Here is a 17,631-nt window from a genome sequence, read left to right as displayed (position 1 = left end):
CCGATCGCTTTCGGCGTCTCGAACGGCGTTCAGCAAACGAACCGATCGAGGGACGTCAGCGAGACCGTGCGAGCAGGGCGGCCGCCAGAACGGCCAACGCACCGATCGCCGATCCGGCGGCGAAGCCGGGAACCGGTTCCGACGAATCCGATCTATCGGATTCGTCTGCTCCATCGGATGCAGTTTCGTCCGCCGATCCGGTTCCCTCACTCTGTGCCGAGGCGGCTTCCGGTCCGTCCTCGCCGACGGTGAGCGTCCCCGACTCGAGCGTCGGCTCGACGCGGCTGCCGTCGTCGGCGTCGACCTGGGACTCCGCCACTCGCAGCGTCGTCGAACCGGTCGCGGTCTCGGTGGCGTTCACCTCGACGGTCGCGAGGGTGACATCGGTCGCGCCCGACGTCACTTCGTCGGTGAGGTCGGCGGCCTCGACGGTCACCGATCGGCCGTCGGCGCTCGTGATCGGGTCGGTCGTCAGCCCGTACGCGTCGGGATAGCTGGCGTTCGAGACCGTCGCGGCGTCGCCGGACAGCTCGAGCGTGAACTCGAAGCCGGCGAGGCCGTCCGGCGCGTCGGTGAGCGCGATCCGGTGCGTCGCGGTGGTCCCGGGCTCGACTGTCGAATCGCTGACGACGAGCGTGCTCTCGGCCGCTGTCGTCGCTGTGGTGTCCACACCGGAGACGGACGGCGGGCCCTCGCTGGCGGCCGCGATCGGAGCCGGAAGGGCTGCCAGACAGACCACGAGCCCGACGACGAGCGCCGTCACCGTCCGTCGCCGTGATCTCGGCCACCTGATCGAAGCCGACTCGTCAGTTCGGCCCCGCCGTGCGGTCGTGGCCGAATCGGTGTCCGGTCGTTCCATCCGCCTCACAGCTCGTCGTACAGTTCGTCGATGTCGTCGTAGTCGATGCGGCCGTTCTCGTTGAAGTCGTAGGCGTCGGCGTTGAGCGTCACCGAGTCGTCCTCGATGTGATCGAACAGCAAGACGACGTCGTTGTAGTCGAGTCGGCCGTTGCCGTTGACGTCCTCGAATCGGCCGTCGCCGTCCGGATCTGTCGGTGCCCTGCTGGAACCGCCCGGCCCGCCGATCGGTGGTGGCCCGGTAACCACCACGCCGGGACGGCGCTGAGGTTCGATAGCGACTCCGTCGTCGTCTAGCGCCTGCACGTCGACCGTGATATCCGTCGTTCCGGTCCCGACCCCCTCGAGTTCGACGCTCGCCAGCGTCACGTCCATCGCGCCGGGTTCGATCTCCTCGTCGAGATCGGCGAACTTGAACGCGACCGCCGATCCGTCGTCGCTGATCGTCGGGCCGGCGGTGAGTTCGAGCGCGTCGTGGTACGTTGCACCCGCGATTTCGGCGACGTCGGTGTGCTCGAGCGAGACGGTGACGCGACCGCCGGCGAGGCCGTCCGGAACCGACGAGAGCGTCAGATCGACGGCTCCTGTCTCCCCCTGACCGACGGCGACGGAGTCGACGTGCAGCGACGTCGGCGGCTCGTAGACCCACAGCGCGTCGTTGGGATACGAGCGGCCGAAGCTCCCCTTGTCCTCACAGAGGAGGACGCGGCCGTCCGCGAGGACCATCACGTTATCGACGTTGATCGGCGCGGCGTCGAGCACCGACGCCGAGTCGGTCGCATCGGGACCGACGACCGCCGGTTCGAGCGTCGACACGTCGTAGTCGGACTCGAGTTCGGCCCGGTAGACGACGCCGCCGTCGACGCGGTCCAGCCGAATATCGCCCTCGTCGTCGGTCATGCCGTCGTTGAGCTCCGAGATACCGATGTAGAGGAAATCACCGGGCTCGGCGTCGTCGAGCGAGTCGATCCCCTCGGCCTTGCGGAACTCGATGGTGGCACCGATCTCCTTGGCAGCCGCACGCGTCTCGAGGAAGGGGACGCGGCGCAGGTCCTCGTCGACGCCGTCGGGGCCGCGTTCCTCGTACTGTCGAGCCCACTCGAGAACGTCCTCGTCGGTGATGTAGTCCCGATTACCCTCGATCGCGACCGTCTCGTCGGCCTCGGCGAGAGCGGTCTCGAGATCGTCTTCCCAGTCGGTCTCGGCGTGGGTCTCGAGGTAGTCGATCTGCGTGACGTCGTCGTAGTCGGCGATCCAGGACTCGACCTCGGCGTTGCTCGCGGTGCCGAGTTCGACCCACTCGATCTCGAGGTCGACCTCGGCCGGCGGGCGATTCTTCGCGGCCTCGTCGTTGGTCACGCGGGCGGCGGACAGCGTCCCGCGGACGTCCATCCGGTCGTCGTAGCTCGTGATCGGGTCCTCGGCGACGAATTTGTAGAGGCCCTTGTTCGCGCCGTCGGACGAGAGGTAGACGGTCCGCTCGTCGGGCATGAACTCGGGACACTCGAAGGCGGCCCGGCCCATGACGTGGTGTTTGACAGGCGTCGGTTCGTCGTTCGCGGGTTCGGTGATCTCGACGATGTGTCCGTACCGGTAGCGGTTCGGGTAGCCCTCCCCGATCGGCTCGAGCGTGTTCATGTCGCCGTCCTGATCGACCGGATCCGCCCCGAGGTAGTAGGCCAGCATTTCGACGCCACTGAGGGCCCAACTTCCCTGCGGACTCCACCCGTCGTCGAACAACTCGTCCAGTTCGCCCGCGATCTCCGTCGGGTTCGGTCGGTTCCAGAACGGCGCTGCACCGCGAATCCCGACGCCGCTCTCCGCGTCGACGACATCGCTCACGGTCGCCGGTCCCGACACGCGCGGGTGACTGTAGTCCTCCTCCGCTGACATCGGGGTCTCCCAGGGGCTCAGATCGCCGTAGCAGTTGATCCGAGTCCCGCCGATCTCGCGGAACGCCTCGAGGTTCTCGAGGTTCGTGGCGTTCTCGGGATCGGCCTCCCAGCCGTCGTCGTCGCGGCTGATCGGCGTCCGCGTGATCGCGCCGGGACTCGTCTCGTTGTTCGTGAAGAGGTATCCCTCGAGTTCCTCGCCGTCGGTCGGAACGAAGAAGTTCATGTCGGGGTTGTAGCCGACGTCGCCGTACCGGCTGCCGGCGAACTCGGCGATGTCCGTCCCGTCGGGGGTTTCGGGATGGCCCCATTTCGCGTCGCCGTCGCCGATCGGCTCTCCCTCCTGGACGAGGATGTCGTACTCGCCGCCGGCGACCTGTACCCGCCCCCGTGCGTCCGCAGATCGGGGTGGCTCGAGTTCGTCGAACTCGTCGTTTTTCCCGTTGAACTCGAAGCGGTGTCCCGCGAGGACGCCAACAGCGGCCGTGTCGTACGGACCCGGGTTGTCCCGGCTCGGATGCTGGAGGCTGAACAGCACTTCGCCGTTCTCGAAAACGAACGGACCGGTGACCTCGGCTCCGCGAGCCGTGGTCGCGAGCCGTTTGAGATCTCCGCGTATCGTCGGCGCACCCGGGGTGTCGCCGTCGGCCCCGCTCGCCGTTCCGATCGCTCCGATGCCGATCGCAGTCGCCGCTGACGTCGCCATCAGCTTCCGTCTGGTAAATTCGACCATGCGAGTGGCGCAACTCACCGTCGCATAGTCAGATTTTATAATAGTAATATGGTGGTGAACTAACGGATTTTATATAATACTATATCTAGGAGTACTACGAATAGTATGTGGGTCTATTGATTCATATAGTGACGATCGGACGGTGCTGGTAGCTTCGGTAACCGTCCTCGTCCGTCGGGAGCGGTGGGACCCAGCCGCTATGAACGCGATCGATCCGTCGCTCGAACGATCGGTACCCATACCACTGATTCGAGGACGAGTCTCCGACGGCATCGCGGCGAGAAACGTAAGGATCGATTCGCAGTCGGGACGACTCGAGGCGGCGCCTACTCGAGACCGTGTTCTTCGGCCTGCGCTCGGATCTCGTCGGCACGGTCGCGAACCCACGAGCAGTAGCGCTCGATGTCGTCCGGCGTGGTGCCGTAAAACGAGGCGACCCAGTTGACGTCCGCCCAGGCGCAGGTGACGAGGTACGCGGCGAGGGTGTCCTTACCGGCCTGGACGACTTCCGGCGGGACGCCGCGCTCGCCGGTGCCCTCCTCGACGAAGCCGTTGACGTCGAAGTAGACGTCGGCGTAGAGGCGGGCCGTCTCGAGGTCATCGAACGCGATCTCGGTGTGGTCGGGTGCCTCGAATCGGTACCGCGGCCCGTCGTCGGCCGGCTCGGACTCGATGATGCGAACGCCGAGAACGTACGTGTCGACAACTGACTCGTCCGCGTCGGTGGTGGAAGTACTCTGGGACATCTGAAGCGGTTCGGACGGAACAACTCCGATCTGAATAGTGAATCTTCGTATGTGTGGTATATACCACTCGTGACTCCATCGGTCCGGTACCGAGACCCACGGTCGGTCGGCGACGACCGCGGCCGGGTCAGGCAAATCGGTCGTCCGACACCACCGCCTCGGATCGATCCGCCGCTTCCGCTGACTGCCCTTCTGTGGCCCCCGGGACGCGAACGGCGACGGTCGTCCCGTCCTCGTCCGTCTCAAACGTGAGCTCTCCGCCCAGCGCCGTGATAGCCCAGGAAACGATCCACAGTCCGAGCCCGCTGCCGTGTTCCAGCGACGTCTCCTCGCCGCGCTCGAGGACGGCGAGTTCGTGGTCCGGGATTCCGGGTCCGTCGTCACTGACGGTGAGAACGGCCGTTCGGTCCGGCCCGATGCCGTCGAACTCGACCCGAACGAGTGGGTCTGCGGCGTCGCTGTGATCGATCCCGTTCTCGATGAGGTTCGCGAACGCGAGGACGAACAGGTCCTCGTTCGCCCGTACCGCGAGGTCTTCGGGGACGTCGATCTCGACGCGTCCCTCCCGCTCGGCCTCGAGGTCGGTTGCGATCGATTCGAGCGCGTCGCGGACGGAGAGCGATGGGGGCGAATGGCCCGTCGTCTCGATCGCCCGTTCGAAGTTGCGGGCCTTTTCGCTCGTTTCGATCACACCGTTGACGGTGTTGCGAGCCGTTTCGAGCATGTCTCCGAGTTCGTCGTCGTCGGTCCGGTCGGCGACGATGCCGACGTAGCCCCGGACGGCCGTCAGGTCGTTTCGGAGGTTGTGACGCAACACGCGGTTCAGGATCTCGAGGCGCTGTTCGCGTCGCCGCTGGTCGGTGATATCCTGCAGGAGGAGGGAGTGTCCAACGACCCGTTCCGACTCGTCTCGGAGCGGGGACGTCGAGACCGCGAGCTCCCGTCGGTCGCCGCGATCGGCGTGCGTGCGGACGGTCGTCCCCCCGTCGTCGATGGTCAAGCCGGTCGCGGACTCGAGCGGCTCGCCGAGGACGGCGGGTTCCGCCACGTCGAACAGGGCCTCGCCCGCCGGGTTACAGTCGACGATCCGCTCGTCCGGATCGACGACGAGAAACGGGTTCTCGAGGTCTTCGACGGCCGATTGGTCCGCCGTGCGCCGGACCGACGGGCTGTAGGTAAACATGCTGCCGCCGACGAACGCGTAGGCGTCGAGGACCACGTGCGGGAGGAACAGAACGGCGGAGAGGTTGAGCTGGGGAACGGGGCCGAGTTCGAAGAGCCAGACGAGCAAGGCGACGCCCGGCGGCAGCGTGCTGAGACCGACGGCGAGGGCCTCCCGTCGGTAGAGCGGGCCGTAGCTGACGACCGTATCGAACAGGAGCATGGTCCCCGACGCCGCGAAGACCGCGCCGATCATAATCGCGAAGAACGCCCACGCGTTGGGTTCGTACGCGACCGTCGCCGCACCGAAGACCGGGTCGATCCGAAACCCGCTCCAGACGAGTTCGTGCAGCGGGTTCGTGACGACCAGCCCCGTCGTGAGCGCCGGGACGAGTACCAGCAGGCCGAACCACGGGCTTCTGACGAGGCTCCCGCGACCGGTGTACTCGAGGCCGAAGGCCAGAAACGGCACGCCGGTCCAGACGATCCCGATCCACGTCAGGACCTCGAAGACCCAGCGGAGCGCGGGGTCGAAGACGAACAGTCCGATCCCGTAGGCGAAACACCACAGCGCCTGTGCGACGAGCGCCAGCAGAAACCAGTTCGCCCCGGGTTTTCCGCGGTGCTCGCGGAGATACCAGAGCAACAGCAGGGTTCCGATTCCCGACAGGAGAGAGCCGGCTGCCGGCCACGGAACCGTCCACATCTACTCGAGAGTACGAGTACAGCGCCTTCGGTGTTTCGGCCAGTCGGTTCCGCGAGCCGCGCTCGTTTCGCGTCGAACCGGAAGCGATCGATGCGCCCGCTCCGCTCACTCGAGCAGCGACTCGCCGGTCATCTCGGGGGGCTGGTCGAGGTCGATGACCTCGAGCATCGTCGGCGCGATGTCTGCGAGGGTGCCGCCCTCGCGGACCGTCCGCCCCCCTGCGGTGCCGTCGGGAGCGAGGTAAACCAGTGGAACCTCGTTGTACGTGTGCGCGGTGTGGGGATCCTCCTCGGTTCCCATATCGTCGGCGTTGCCGTGGTCTGCGGTGATGAGGACGTGTGCGCCGGCGTCCTCGAGCGCCTCCACCAGGCGACCCAGTTGCGCGTCGACGGCTTCGACGGCCTCGATCGCGGCCTCGTAGTCGCCGGTGTGGCCGACCATGTCCGGATTGGCGTAGTTGAGAACGAGCACGTCGGGGTTGTCCGACTCGATAGTCTCAACGGCCGTGTCCGTCACTTCGGGCGCGCTCATCTCCGGCTGCAGGTCGTAGGTCGGCACATCGGGGCTCTTGACGATTTTCCGGATTTCGCCGTCGAACTCGACCTCGCGGCCGCCGTTGAGGAAGTAGGTGACGTGGGCGTACTTCTCGGATTCGGCGATCCGGAGCTGGGTCCGGCCCGCGTCGGCCAGCACCTCGCCCAGCACCTGGTCGGGCTGGTTCGGCGGGTAGGCCACGGGGAGGTCGAACGTCTCGTCGTACTGGGTCAGCATCACGACTTCTGCGTCCGGCGGGTGCGTCTCGAGTTCGTCGGCCCAGTCTTCGGGCCGGATATCGGCGAGCATCCGAGTCAATTGCCGCGCCCGATCGGAGCGAAAGTTGAACCAGACGACCGAATCGCCGTCCTCGAGCGCCGGCCCGCCCTGCTCACGGCTTCGCCGTTCGCTCTCCGAGGCGCGTAGCGCCTCGCTCTCTATCACGGTGGGCTCGACGAACTCGTCGGTCTCGCCGCGGTCATACGATTCCTCGACGGCGTCGACGGCCGACTCGGCGGTCCACTCGGCCTCGCGGTTCACGATGGCGTCGTAGGCCCGCTTCGTCCGCTCCCAGTTCTGGTCGCGGTCCATCGCGTAGTAGCGGCCGGAGACCGTCGCGACGTCGCCCGTGCCGTGGTCGGCGACGACCTCCTCGAGCGTCTCGAGATACTCTCGACCGCCGGTCGGCGAGGTGTCCCGCCCGTCGGTGATCGCGTGGGTGACCGCCTCGACGTCCCGGTCGGCCGCCAGTTCGATCAGCGCGTGGAGGTGCTCGTGATCGGAGTGGACGCCGCCGTCGCTGACGAGCCCGACGAAGTGGACGCGCCCGTTATTCTCGCGAGCCCGCTCGAACGCCCCGTTTATCGCGTCGTTCTCCCGAAAGGAGCCGTCCGCGATCGAGTCCGAAATCCGGGTGTACTCCTGATAGACGACGCGCCCCGCACCGATGTTGAGGTGGCCGACCTCGCTGTTGCCCATCTGGCCCTCGGGCAGTCCGACGCGTCGGCCCGCGACCTCGAGCCGTCCGTACGCGCCCGATTCCGACAGTCGATCGAAGACCGGCGTCTCGGCCGCGGCGACCGCATCTCTGCCACCGTTACCGAGCCCCCAGCCGTCGAGGACGATCAGCGCAGCTTCCATGTCTGTTCGGATTCCGGCGCGGCCTAACTAGCTGTCGTTGTCCGCAAGATGGCAGTCAGTCGTTCTGAATGAACTCGCCCGAGCAGTCGTACTCGAGCAGTTCGTACTTCGCGATGTCCGGGTCTTCGGACGGGCCGGCTCGATCGGTCAGTCCGTAGATGGTGAGCCGATCGACGCCGGTCTCGTGGGTGGCGTTCCAGCGCCCGCACAGGTGGTTGGCGAAGTACGAGCGGTGGTTCTCGTTGCTGGTGTAGCGCATCGTCGCGATATACTTGCGCCACCGCGAAGTCTCGTAGGTCTCGTCGACCGACGGCGGTCTGTCCCAGTCGACGGCCGACCCGTGGAGGACGTCGGTTTCCGTCCCGTCCTCGAGTTCGCCCGGTACGACGAGCCACCGGGCGTTGGAGATCGGGTCCGGGGCGAACATCCGCCAGCTCTGCTCGGCGTGGGTCGTCTCGAGGACCTGTTCGGCGGGGTCCGGCACCTCGGTGTAGTCGACCGCCTGGGCGTTGGCGAGGACGACGAGAACGAGGAAGAGCCACGGCACGACCGTCGAGAACAGGACCCGACCGCGAGACGTGATCGCGGCGGGGGAGGGGACGATCTCCCGAACCGATCGGAGCAGTGGGAGCGAGAACTGCGGGAAATCTCGCTGGAGCCGGATCAGGCCGCCGTGGAGTCGCGGCGTGATCCCGACTCGAGTCGCGATCGCGGTCAGGTCGTCCCAGACGGCGGACGGATAGAACAGGAGGAGTCCGGCGACGGAGATCAGTGGGAAGAGGCCGACCTGAATCGTGACGAACATGCCGAGGTGCATGCTGACGAAGAGCGACGCGAACACCGCCCGCCGGTAGCCGACCAGTACGATGAGCAAGGGCGAGAGCAGGATGAGTACCATCCAGAGGTGGGTGAACGCGCGCAACAGCGGCACCTGATCCGCGATGGCGTTACCGAGCAAGATCGTGAACTGATCGGCCTGAAAGATTTCGACGACCGCGTTCCCCGACATCCACGCGTCGCTTCTGCTCTTGTGAATGGCGTTGGTCGCGTACATGAGCAACACCTGCGTGAGGACGGCCATCGTTCCGACCGAAGACACCGTCGCCCGGTCCCGTTCGATCCGGCGAGCGTCGATCGACCACCGTTCTCCGAGCGGGAGGAAGACTCCCCAGAGGAGGAGCATCCGCAACATGATGTCGCCGCCGTTGAGGATCATCGGATTTCGGACGTGCAACGAGATCAACAGGAGCCACGAGACGATCGTCGCGAGCCTGGTCCGATAGCCGACGAGCACGGCGAGCGCGAACGCGCCCGCGACGAAAAACAGGAGAATCTGTGCCCACGCCTCGCCGGAAATCGCGTGGAGGGAGTAGACCGACGAGTAATCGGAGAACAGCGCCTCTCGAGGAAGGACGCCGTTGTCGGTATAGAACGCCGTGAGGCTCCGTGAGCGCAACAATAGATCGACGATCAGCAGCGTCCCGACCGCGATCCGGAACGCGGCTATCGCTCGGAGATCGATCTCGAATCGCCGCTCGATCGCACCTGCGGCCCGATCCAGTGTATCCGTCACTCGATCACGCGCGTTCGTAGAGGAGGCCTGAGACATCGTCTACTATTGACCGTTCGCTCTCGGGTCTCGTACCGACCGGCATAAGTTTGTTGTTAACTGAAACTTCGATTCTGGTCGCCGTCACGCTCGCCGCTGTCGGTCGAAGACCGAAAATAGTCCGGCCGCCGTGTTCCGTTAGTGCGACGACCGAGTTGCGTCCTCGTCGTGTTCGAACGTCGCACCGCAGTCGCCACATGTCGTTCCGTTTCCGGGCTTTACTCGCTGTGCGAACACGCCACCGCACTCGTCACAGATCATGTACAGCCGGTGTTCCGGCGTGATGCCGGCTTCGAAGTCGGCGCGGATCCAGGCGTCGCGATTCCCTTCTTCGTAGAGAGTGACGCCGGAACTATCCTGTCGCCAGTTGGTCGCGCGATCGTCGCGGGTGACGGCTGCCGGTTCTCGCTCGGACATCGAGATAGTTCCGGACTCGATGCGCCCATACATACGTTTTCTGATAGTAATTTACTCGGTCTCGAGTTCCCGTTCGCTCGAGCGGCGACCACTGGCTTTTTGCGGGTCGGGTGGGAGCCACCTGTCATGACGCTCGATCCGGTCCACTTCGACGGCATCGCGCGGCTCGCAGGGCGGATCGATCACGGGACCGACGAGCGCGACCGCCGCGCATTCGCCGAGACGGTCTGGGCGGAGTTCCTCGACCCCCTAGTTTATGACGGACGGACGGTCCTTGAGCCGGTCGACGAGCAGGCGCGACGGCGGGTCGACTGCGAGGCGGTCGCATTGCGCGACCGTGAGTTCCCGACCGAACACGGCCTCGATGCGGGGACGATCAACCCGACGACGTTCAAGAACGGACTCGTCATCGACATCGCGCAGGCGGCGATGAGCACAACCCCGAGCGATCTCGACTGCCACCGGTCGCGAACGACCGTGATGACGGTCCACTCCAACGACGAGACGATGACCGTCGACGAGACGTGGGGGAAGTTCGACGAGGGGTATAGCCGAAGCCGCGCGGTCAAGATCCCGCCGCTGCCCCGCTTTGCCGAGGGCGTCGTCCACGCGCTGGCGCTGTACCTCGCCGAGAGCACCCACGCTCTCGATCACGCCGAAGCGGTCTCGGACCTGCTGGTCCTCGACGGCCCGCTGTACCCGCGGGGCCTGCTGCGCTGGGCGGACCAGCACCCCGACCTCGCCGACTTCCTCCTCGACGATCCGCGACCGACAACGGTCCTCGAGAACTACGTCCGGCTGGTCGAGAACTTCGTCGAACGCGGCGTCCCGCTCGTCGGCTTCGTCAAGAACCCCGCGACGCGCGTCCTCACGCGGACCCTGAAGTCCAAACGCGATATCGATGTGAGCGTCCCGTGGAGCGACGACTCGGCGCTGTTCACTCGCCTGCTCGAGCGCGGCGAGTACGTCGACGATATCGAGGGAGATCGCTGGGAGCGGGATACCTCGGCACTCACGTATACGAACTGGTTCCGGTCTCGAGGCGGCGTCGACCGGCCGCTGTCGGCCGAAGGCGACGCGCTGGGCGTCGAGCGACGCCTCGAGCGCGAGGCCTACGAGGTCACCTTCTTCGTCCTCTACGATCCTCGCGACGATCTCTGCTATCGGATCGAGGCACCCTATGCGTTCACGAAGGATCCGGAGATACGCGAGCGGCTGACGATGCAACTGTTACAGAACGTTGCCGTCGCCCACGGGCCACCGACGATCGTCGCGAAAGCCGACGAACTCGCCCGGATCAGCAACGCCGAGAAGGCGTCGCTCCGCGAGACGCTCGAGGAGCGCTTCGACGCGGCACAGGATCGGACCTACGACGATCATCGGTGGGACGAACAGCCCTACTGAACGACGCGGGTTCTGCGATCGGCGTTCAGTTCGACCCGACCGATCGAGTACCGAAAAAGCGGACGGGCCACTAGGTCTCGGTGTTCCCGCCGGTTTCCGCCGTCCGAGACTCGGATTGCACTCCCCGGAAAGCGAGTGCGGCCCCCGCCACGAACACGATCGTCGCGAGGTAGATCGGCCCGAGGTGCGTCACCCAGTCGTGGGCGAAGAGATCGGCGTAGTGCATCGGGAGCGCCAGGGTCAGCCCGACCACCGCGGCGACGATCGCCGTCGCCCACGCCCACAGTTGCCCGCTCCGGACGCCGTACCACGCGAGCGCCGCGATGGCGATCCCGGTGGCGATGATAAACGCCGCGGTCGCGACGTGAAGGTGGTTGATGTAGTGCATGATCGCGGGATCGATCGCGTCGAGCTCCGCCGGGGTTACTCCGTTCAACGTCGCGACGCCGAGTTCGAACCCGGTGCCGAAGAACGTCCTGGCGAGGAAGACGACTCCGTACCCGACGAACGCGACGCCCGCGAGCGCCATCATGAGGGACCCGATCCGTAGCCCTCGTCCGGGCACGTAGTCGGTCCCGTGTCGCTCAGTCGTTGTTCGTTTCAGACTCATTCGTCTCCCCCATCTCGAGTTCGACCGCGACCTCGTTCACGTGTTGGTCGTCGATCTCCTCGAGCGAGTACGTTTTCCCGTGCTGTTCTTTCACGTGCTCTCGCGTGATTTCGAGCAAGCGTTCCCTGTCGTCCGCCTCGGTACGCATGCGGAAGACACAGCCCGAAACCGTCGTGTCACACGCTACTTCTAGTGCTGTCGTCCCGTCTTCCGTTTGCAGATCGTTTGCCATAGTCTCGTTTCGCCTCCCGGCGAGAGAGACTACGATGCGGAGGGTCGTGTAGGCATCCGATGGGTTTTTCGCAACCGGTGACCGCCGCGCGGACGCTGACCGGCGGTCACTCCGCGGTCGGTTCGGGAACGAGCGGCCGAGAGTCGCGCCGGTAGGACTCGTACGTCGATTCCGCCCATTCGAACGTTTCCGGTGCGTCGGTATCGATCAACGCCCGAACCGTCCCGCTGACGGGATTGTGGCCACTGATCCCGATTCGCTGATCGAAGAGAGCGGTTCCGTACGGCGGCACGTCGTCGTGGACTCGAACCGCGAGATCCCCGCTCTCGAGCGGCTCGGAACAGTGCTCCGGGTAGGTCGAGAGGATATGTCTGGCGGCACGCGGCGGATCGATGATCCGAGCGCGCGAGAAACTCGATATCGTCGAGCGGCGAGTTTTCGCCTCTACTAATTGGCATTTATACGCACGCGAGTGGCAGAGCTATGGCCCTCGATACGCAAGCGACGGTATCACTCTGGAACACCACGCATCGCTCGAGGACGCCGCCAGGAGACGAAAATCGGACTCCACGGCCGAGTATTAGTCGTCGTTTTTCTCGACCTCGAGGGTGACGTCGTCGGGGTCGATTCCGATTCGGGCGAACTGCGTCCGGACGTGTTCCTTGGCACCCTCGACGGCGCGTTCGCGGGTGTCGAAGCCGCGGGGCATGGGTGACTCGAAGGCGAGATTCACCTCCCGGCCGTCGACCAGCTGGGTCGACCCCCCGCTGTCGACCTCGTAGAACTCGTCACAGACCCAGACGTACGCGGCGTCTTCGTCGGGTGCGCCGCGGAACGAGGGGGCTCGTTCGCCCCGTTCGTACAGCGTACCGGTGAGCTCCGTCCCGCCGGCACAACCGCGTATCATAAGCATACGTTAGTGTACGGCTCGCGGGCGCAAAAACACCGTGCTATCACTCGAGCGACGAGAATCATCGCGGCGGCCGAACGGCGGCACACACCCGTCGTACAGCTGTCGGTCGATCAGGCGTGCAATGACTTTCAGTAGCTACTATATCTGTAATCGGTGTCTCCAGCCGACAGCGAGGGTTCTACGGGGTAGCCGACCCGCGGTCGTTCGCTCGGTTCGGTCAGGACTCCCTCGGAACCGGTCACGATGATCGAAGCACCCGACTATGCGCTCGGATTTCCGATGGCGGTCGACGCCGAGTGGTCGGTATCCTGATCGTACTCTACGGTACAAGACGACGGGAGCGGTATTCGAACGTATGTGTATTCCTATAGTATAAAATAACTCATAAAATGCCGTTTACGTAACCAATGGAAATTTCCTTTGTTTGCTGTTGACGGGCAGTTCACTGCGTTACCCAGTTGTTAAGCGAGTAACCGTCGATTTCCGACCCAAATTGTTTTGGAAAGGATCTTATGCCCATTGCAGAGGTTGGTAGGGTAATGAGTTCGGACGCACACCTCGGCGGCGACACCGTGCCCGATCCACTCTCTGACGTTCCGACGGAGTGTTACGAGATTCTTCGCCATCCCCGCCGACTTCGGATCCTCGAGGTCCTCGGAACCCGGGGAGCGCGGCTCTCCCTGCCGGAACTGACGACTGAACTGATCGACCGAACGGACCCCGCTCGCTCGAATGGACGGGCGCGACACGACGTTCGCATTACCCTCGTCCACAATCACCTGCCGCGACTCGCGGACGACGAGATCGTTGACTGGGACGACGACGGCGTCGCGCTCGTGGACGAATCGCCGGTTCACCCCGCGGACCTCTCCGTCCTCCTCGAGCTATGTGAGACGGACCGCGCCGAGGGGCTGCTCGAGACGATCGTCGACCCCGTCCGGATGCGCCTGCTGGCCGCCCTCGAGGACGACGGCCGCCCGCTCTCGCTCGAGCAGCTCGCGGCTCGTCTCAGCGCACACGATGGGGGGCCGTTTCGCGATCCCGATCGGGCGGCGGTCGCGCTGCACCACTCCCACCTCCCCGCACTGTCGGACGTCGGTGTCGTCGACTACGATCACGAGTCGAAGCTAGTCACACGGTCCGACGACATCATCTCGATCGTTCAGTAGCCGTCGACTTCGGGAACCTCGACCGTTCGATCTTCTCCCGCTGTGACTCGAGCCGCCAGTCTGCACGCTGGTCGGGGGTCGGTCGCCAGAACGGTACAATGTTCCCGTTCCCCCGCGTAGGAAGAATGCAAAATGGCTCCCGAAGGCGAGGCCAGTGACCGCGATCTCCCGACGAGCGTGGCTTGCATCGCTGTCAGTATCGGTCTCGCCGTCCTGCTCGTTCTCTCGCTGACGGGGGTCGCGGGAACGGCTGCCGCGATCGATCAGGTCGCGATCCTCTCGCCGGAGCAGCGGACGGTCGAGACCGCGCCCGGCGAGACGATCGAGATCGACGTTATCCTCCGGAGTCAGGGCGGCCACGGTGGCGAGGGCGTTTCGGGAGTCGCGCTGGTCGCTCAGTACCATCCCGACTACGTCGAGATCACCGGTGTCGAACGGGGACCGTGGCTCGAGGGCGACGGGACCGAAATCCGGACGACGGAACGGATCGCTCACGAACGGGGGACGGCGGTCCTCGAGCAGCGCCGCGATCCGGCCGCGGGCGGGACGACCGGAGCGGGGACGATCGTGACCCTGACCGTCCGAGTCGCCGACGACGCACCCGCCGGCGAGACGACGATTTCCTTCGACGAGACCGACGTCACTCTCACGGGCGACTGGCCGATCGCCGTCGTCGACGAATCCGTGACCGTCTCGATCGACGGTGGCGACGAACCGCTCGAGACGTTCGACCACCCCGATCCCGACGAGCTGAACCTCGAGGCCGAGGGGGGTGAGAGTGAGAACGACTCGAGTGGCGGCGCTGAAGCGGCCGATAGCGGGGATGATCTGCCCGTTTCCGGCTTTACGATCGCGATCACGCTGCTAGCCATTGCGCTCGCGGTGCTCCGGTTGACAGCCGCTCGTGACGGTCCCCCCAAATAAACACTCCGCCCAGCTGGAGGGAAACGGGTTTCAGTGATGGGCCGGATGGAGTCCATATGAGCGATCTGGGAGACTTCGGCGATTTCAACGGCGACGTCGACTCCGGAGACGGCGCGGCAGCCGACGGAGCCGGCTCGTCGACGTCGTCTTCGGGATCCGTCGAATCCGGAAGCACGAGTTCGACCGTCGACGAGACGGTCGACGAGTTCGAACCGACGACCGTCGAACCGAGCGGCGACGACGTCGGTATCGGCGCGATCTGCGTCTCCCAGGGGTTGCGCGTCGACGAGGACGGCGAGGAGACGACGCTACGCGCCTACGTCACCCGGGGCAACCGCTCGTCGATTCGTATCGGAAGCTACCTGCTCGCACCCTATCCCGACGGTGAGACGCTGTTCTGTCGCATTACGGGCCTTGAGTATTCCCAGCAGTACCACGCCGACGACGCGACGGAGATCCACGCCCGACGGGCGATGCGTACCGACGAAATCGACGAATCCGATTACAAGTTCGTCGCGAGCCTCGAGCCCGTGGCAGTGCTCTACGACGATGATGGCGAACTCAAACGACGGATGACCGACCGCGTGCCGAAACCGCAGACGGTGATCCGGCAGGCCGACGACACCGAGGAGATCAAGACCGGGCTGAAGATGCCCGACGACGGCGTCTTTCTGGGCCACCTCTCTGTCGGCGGCGAGAAGGTGCGGACCGCGGCCACCCCACCGACCATCGATTACCGGCTGAAAGACGATTACGACGCGGGCGATCCCCTCGTCTTCCGGCACTCCCTGATCGCCGGCGGGACCGGCTCGGGGAAGACCCACGGCGCGAAGAACATTCTCCGTCAGTACCTCGACGACGAGCGGACCTATCCGATGGACGACGGCCGCGAGGTCACCCCCGCCGTCGTCCAGTTCGATCCGCAGGACGAGTACGCCCAGATGCACGACGACAACCCCGATCTGGACGACGAGTTCGCGCGTCGCCTCGAGCGCGAGGACATCGCCTACGGCGGCCACGACGACACGACCGCCTTCGTTCCGAAGGTCAGTTCGGCGTCGTACGCCGCGGGCCACCACCGCGCCCAGCAGGTCGAGTTCACGATTCCGTTCGCGATGGTCCACGACAATCCGTGGCTGGTCGCGGGCAGCGGCTTGAACGATAACCAGTACGGCGCGCTCGTCAGCGTGCTCCTGCCGCGGTTCCGCAAGCAGTACGGCCCCGAGGGAACGTACGAGGAGTTCACCACCTTCCTCGACGACCCCGCGCTGCGCGAGGAGCTCGACGAGTCCGGTCGGGTCCACGAGGCGACCTTCGACGCGGTCCGGCGGCGCGTGCTCGGCTTCGGCCACGTCTTCGATCAGGACGCCCGGCCGATCACCGACCTGGTCCACGAGTTCGTCCGTCCCGGCGGACTCACCGTGGTCCCGACCTATCACATCAACGATACTCGAGCCACGGAGGCCATCGTCCTCGCGGTCTCCTCGCTCATCATCGACCAGAAGCTCTCGAACGACCCGGACCACGACCGGATCAAGGAGACGCCGCTCGTCCTCGGGATGGATGAGGCCCACAACTTCCTGACCGACGCCGACTCCGTGCAGGCGGGGAAGGTCATCAACAAGTTCACCGAGGCCGCCAAACAGGGCCGGAAAGAGCGTCTCGGCCTCTTTCTCATCACGCAGGACCCGCAGGATATCCACGACGCGGTCTTCAAGCAGATCAACACCACCGTCGTGTTGAACCTCGGCGACAAGGAGGCCATCAAGAGCGTAAACATTCCCAGCAACCTCGAGTCCAAAGTTCCCTACATGGAGAAGGGGCAGATGGTCGTCTACTCGCCCGATAATTCGGAACCGGTCGAACTGATCGGGCTTCCGAAGTGTCTGACCCGGCACGGCCGGGACTGAGTGTGTCGGCGCTGTCGAGAGATCCTTCGGACGAACACTCTCCAAACGGCCGCTCACAACGGCTGGTCGTTGACAACCCAGCTTCAGCCCGCTCCGGGATGTAGTCTCGGAGTAGCAAATACACCATCCAACTCTCGTGAACGCTCCCGTTTCGCTGGTCGATCAATATGTGAATACCGTCAGAATGCTTTTCGCCGCCTGAATTGTATACGCGAATATGGGTCAGGAAACGAATCTCTTGTCATCGTCCAGAACGGCCTCCGACAGGGATATCGCGCTATCGGGGGCGGTAGCGCTCGTCCTGTCACTGCTGATCAACTGGCTCATCGTGTTTGGAGCGAACACCGGCGGCATTGCCCCGGAGCTGATGGCACTGAATTACGCCCCCGTCTCGCTGTTCACGACCCTCGGCGTCGTCGGTGCGACCGTGACCTATGGTGTCCTCACGCGAGTCGCCGACGATCCCAATCGACTGTTCGCAGCCGTCGCGGCAATCGTCCTTCTCCTCTCGCTGGTACCCGATTTCACCGTTATTCCCAGTGAGCCCGGTGGCAGCCTCGTTGCCGGTGCGATCCTCGGCGCGATGCACGTCGCGACGGCAGTCGTTTGCGTAGGAGCGCTAACCGATCTCCGGAACTAACGGTACTCTCACCGTTCACCCACCCGAGTCGCT

Annotated in this window: 16 protein-coding genes; 5 read left to right on the top strand and 11 right to left on the bottom strand. The window is 65.0% G+C overall.

Annotated features, from left to right (window positions below):
* Positions 1-55: 55 nt before the first annotated feature.
* The 7 genes from CP556_RS03535 to CP556_RS03505 all read right to left on the bottom strand — a co-directional run bounded on the left by CP556_RS03535 (position 56) and on the right by CP556_RS03505 (position 9,796).
* Entirely contained in the window at positions 56-859 is an 804-nt protein-coding gene (locus CP556_RS03535) for a hypothetical protein (RefSeq protein ID WP_098724367.1), read from the bottom strand.
* 5 nt (positions 860-864) lie between these two features.
* Positions 865-3,483, bottom strand: a complete 2,619-nt coding sequence (locus CP556_RS03530; protein WP_098724366.1) for an alkaline phosphatase PhoX — start codon at positions 3,481-3,483, stop codon at positions 865-867.
* A 326-nt stretch (positions 3,484-3,809) separates the two neighbouring features.
* On the bottom strand, positions 3,810-4,229 hold the full coding sequence (locus CP556_RS03525; RefSeq protein WP_098724365.1) for a hypothetical protein: 420 nt from the start codon (positions 4,227-4,229) through the stop codon (positions 3,810-3,812).
* A gap of 127 nt (positions 4,230-4,356) precedes the next feature.
* Entirely contained in the window at positions 4,357-6,096 is a 1,740-nt protein-coding gene (locus CP556_RS03520) for a sensor histidine kinase (protein ID WP_098724364.1), read from the bottom strand.
* A gap of 105 nt (positions 6,097-6,201) precedes the next feature.
* Positions 6,202-7,770 carry a 2,3-bisphosphoglycerate-independent phosphoglycerate mutase gene (gene gpmI, locus CP556_RS03515; protein ID WP_098724363.1) on the bottom strand — a complete coding sequence of 523 codons (1,569 nt, stop codon included), beginning with the start codon at positions 7,768-7,770 and terminating at the stop codon, positions 6,202-6,204.
* Between the two features lie 55 nt (positions 7,771-7,825).
* Positions 7,826-9,379, bottom strand: a complete 1,554-nt coding sequence (locus tag CP556_RS03510) for an HTTM domain-containing protein (RefSeq protein WP_098724362.1) — start codon at positions 9,377-9,379, stop codon at positions 7,826-7,828.
* Positions 9,380-9,517: 138 nt separating this feature from the next.
* Positions 9,518-9,796, bottom strand: a complete 279-nt coding sequence (locus CP556_RS03505; protein ID WP_098727269.1) for a hypothetical protein — start codon at positions 9,794-9,796, stop codon at positions 9,518-9,520.
* Between the two features lie 126 nt (positions 9,797-9,922).
* Here CP556_RS03505 and CP556_RS03500 point away from each other — a divergent pair, with 126 nt between their 5' ends.
* Positions 9,923-11,200, top strand: coding sequence for a DNA double-strand break repair nuclease NurA (locus CP556_RS03500; RefSeq protein ID WP_098724361.1), 1,278 nt, complete (start codon positions 9,923-9,925; stop codon positions 11,198-11,200).
* A gap of 70 nt (positions 11,201-11,270) precedes the next feature.
* Here CP556_RS03500 and CP556_RS03495 read toward each other — a convergent pair whose 3' ends face one another.
* The 4 genes from CP556_RS03495 to CP556_RS03480 form a co-directional block, all read right to left on the bottom strand.
* Positions 11,271-11,810, bottom strand: a complete 540-nt coding sequence (locus tag CP556_RS03495) for a hypothetical protein (RefSeq protein WP_098724360.1) — start codon at positions 11,808-11,810, stop codon at positions 11,271-11,273.
* A complete protein-coding gene (locus CP556_RS03490) occupies positions 11,785-12,042 on the bottom strand; it encodes a DUF1059 domain-containing protein (protein WP_098724359.1) in 258 nt (85 codons plus the stop codon). The genes CP556_RS03495 and CP556_RS03490 overlap by 26 nt, the downstream gene beginning before the upstream one ends.
* Positions 12,043-12,148: 106 nt before the next feature.
* Positions 12,149-12,439, bottom strand: coding sequence for a transcriptional regulator FilR1 domain-containing protein (locus tag CP556_RS27520; RefSeq protein ID WP_486187779.1), 291 nt, complete (start codon positions 12,437-12,439; stop codon positions 12,149-12,151).
* 183 nt (positions 12,440-12,622) lie between these two features.
* On the bottom strand, positions 12,623-12,955 hold the full coding sequence (locus CP556_RS03480) for a DUF7113 family protein (protein WP_098724357.1): 333 nt from the start codon (positions 12,953-12,955) through the stop codon (positions 12,623-12,625).
* Positions 12,956-13,494: 539 nt separating this feature from the next.
* Between CP556_RS03480 and CP556_RS03475 the strand changes: the two genes are divergently transcribed.
* The 4 genes from CP556_RS03475 to CP556_RS03460 all read left to right on the top strand — a co-directional run bounded on the left by CP556_RS03475 (position 13,495) and on the right by CP556_RS03460 (position 17,598).
* Positions 13,495-14,124: a DUF7344 domain-containing protein gene (locus tag CP556_RS03475; RefSeq protein ID WP_098724356.1), complete on the top strand. Its 630-nt coding sequence runs from the start codon at positions 13,495-13,497 to the stop codon at positions 14,122-14,124.
* A 132-nt stretch (positions 14,125-14,256) separates the two neighbouring features.
* Positions 14,257-15,048, top strand: a complete 792-nt coding sequence (locus CP556_RS03470) for a cohesin domain-containing protein (protein WP_098724355.1) — start codon at positions 14,257-14,259, stop codon at positions 15,046-15,048.
* A 56-nt stretch (positions 15,049-15,104) separates the two neighbouring features.
* Positions 15,105-16,958 (top strand): ATP-binding protein, encoded by a 1,854-nt coding sequence (locus tag CP556_RS03465; RefSeq protein WP_098724354.1) that lies wholly within the window; start codon positions 15,105-15,107, stop codon positions 16,956-16,958.
* A gap of 217 nt (positions 16,959-17,175) precedes the next feature.
* On the top strand, positions 17,176-17,598 hold the full coding sequence (locus tag CP556_RS03460; protein WP_098724353.1) for a DUF6069 family protein: 423 nt from the start codon (positions 17,176-17,178) through the stop codon (positions 17,596-17,598).
* Positions 17,599-17,631 lie beyond the last annotated feature (33 nt).

It is taken from the genome of Natrinema sp. CBA1119 (assembly GCF_002572525.1).
In the GTDB taxonomy this organism is placed as follows: domain Archaea; phylum Halobacteriota; class Halobacteria; order Halobacteriales; family Natrialbaceae; genus Natrinema.
Note: the sequence above shows the minus strand (reverse complement) of the source record. Positions and strands in the feature narration are given on the sequence as shown.

Coding starts and splice junctions, on each gene's coding strand:
- CP556_RS03535 (WP_098724367.1), bottom strand. CDS start 859: ATGGAACGACCGGACACCGATTCGGCCACGACCGCACGGCGGGGCCGA.
- CP556_RS03530 (WP_098724366.1), bottom strand. CDS start 3,483: ATGGTCGAATTTACCAGACGGAAGCTGATGGCGACGTCAGCGGCGACT.
- CP556_RS03525 (WP_098724365.1), bottom strand. CDS start 4,229: ATGTCCCAGAGTACTTCCACCACCGACGCGGACGAGTCAGTTGTCGAC.
- CP556_RS03520 (WP_098724364.1), bottom strand. CDS start 6,096: ATGTGGACGGTTCCGTGGCCGGCAGCCGGCTCTCTCCTGTCGGGAATC.
- gpmI (WP_098724363.1), bottom strand. CDS start 7,770: ATGGAAGCTGCGCTGATCGTCCTCGACGGCTGGGGGCTCGGTAACGGT.
- CP556_RS03510 (WP_098724362.1), bottom strand. CDS start 9,379: ATGTCTCAGGCCTCCTCTACGAACGCGCGTGATCGAGTGACGGATACA.
- CP556_RS03505 (WP_098727269.1), bottom strand. CDS start 9,796: ATGTCCGAGCGAGAACCGGCAGCCGTCACCCGCGACGATCGCGCGACC.
- CP556_RS03500 (WP_098724361.1), top strand. CDS start 9,923: ATGACGCTCGATCCGGTCCACTTCGACGGCATCGCGCGGCTCGCAGGG.
- CP556_RS03495 (WP_098724360.1), bottom strand. CDS start 11,810: ATGAGTCTGAAACGAACAACGACTGAGCGACACGGGACCGACTACGTG.
- CP556_RS03490 (WP_098724359.1), bottom strand. CDS start 12,042: ATGGCAAACGATCTGCAAACGGAAGACGGGACGACAGCACTAGAAGTA.
- CP556_RS03480 (WP_098724357.1), bottom strand. CDS start 12,955: ATGCTTATGATACGCGGTTGTGCCGGCGGGACGGAGCTCACCGGTACG.
- CP556_RS03475 (WP_098724356.1), top strand. CDS start 13,495: ATGAGTTCGGACGCACACCTCGGCGGCGACACCGTGCCCGATCCACTC.
- CP556_RS03470 (WP_098724355.1), top strand. CDS start 14,257: ATGGCTCCCGAAGGCGAGGCCAGTGACCGCGATCTCCCGACGAGCGTG.
- CP556_RS03465 (WP_098724354.1), top strand. CDS start 15,105: ATGAGCGATCTGGGAGACTTCGGCGATTTCAACGGCGACGTCGACTCC.
- CP556_RS03460 (WP_098724353.1), top strand. CDS start 17,176: ATGGGTCAGGAAACGAATCTCTTGTCATCGTCCAGAACGGCCTCCGAC.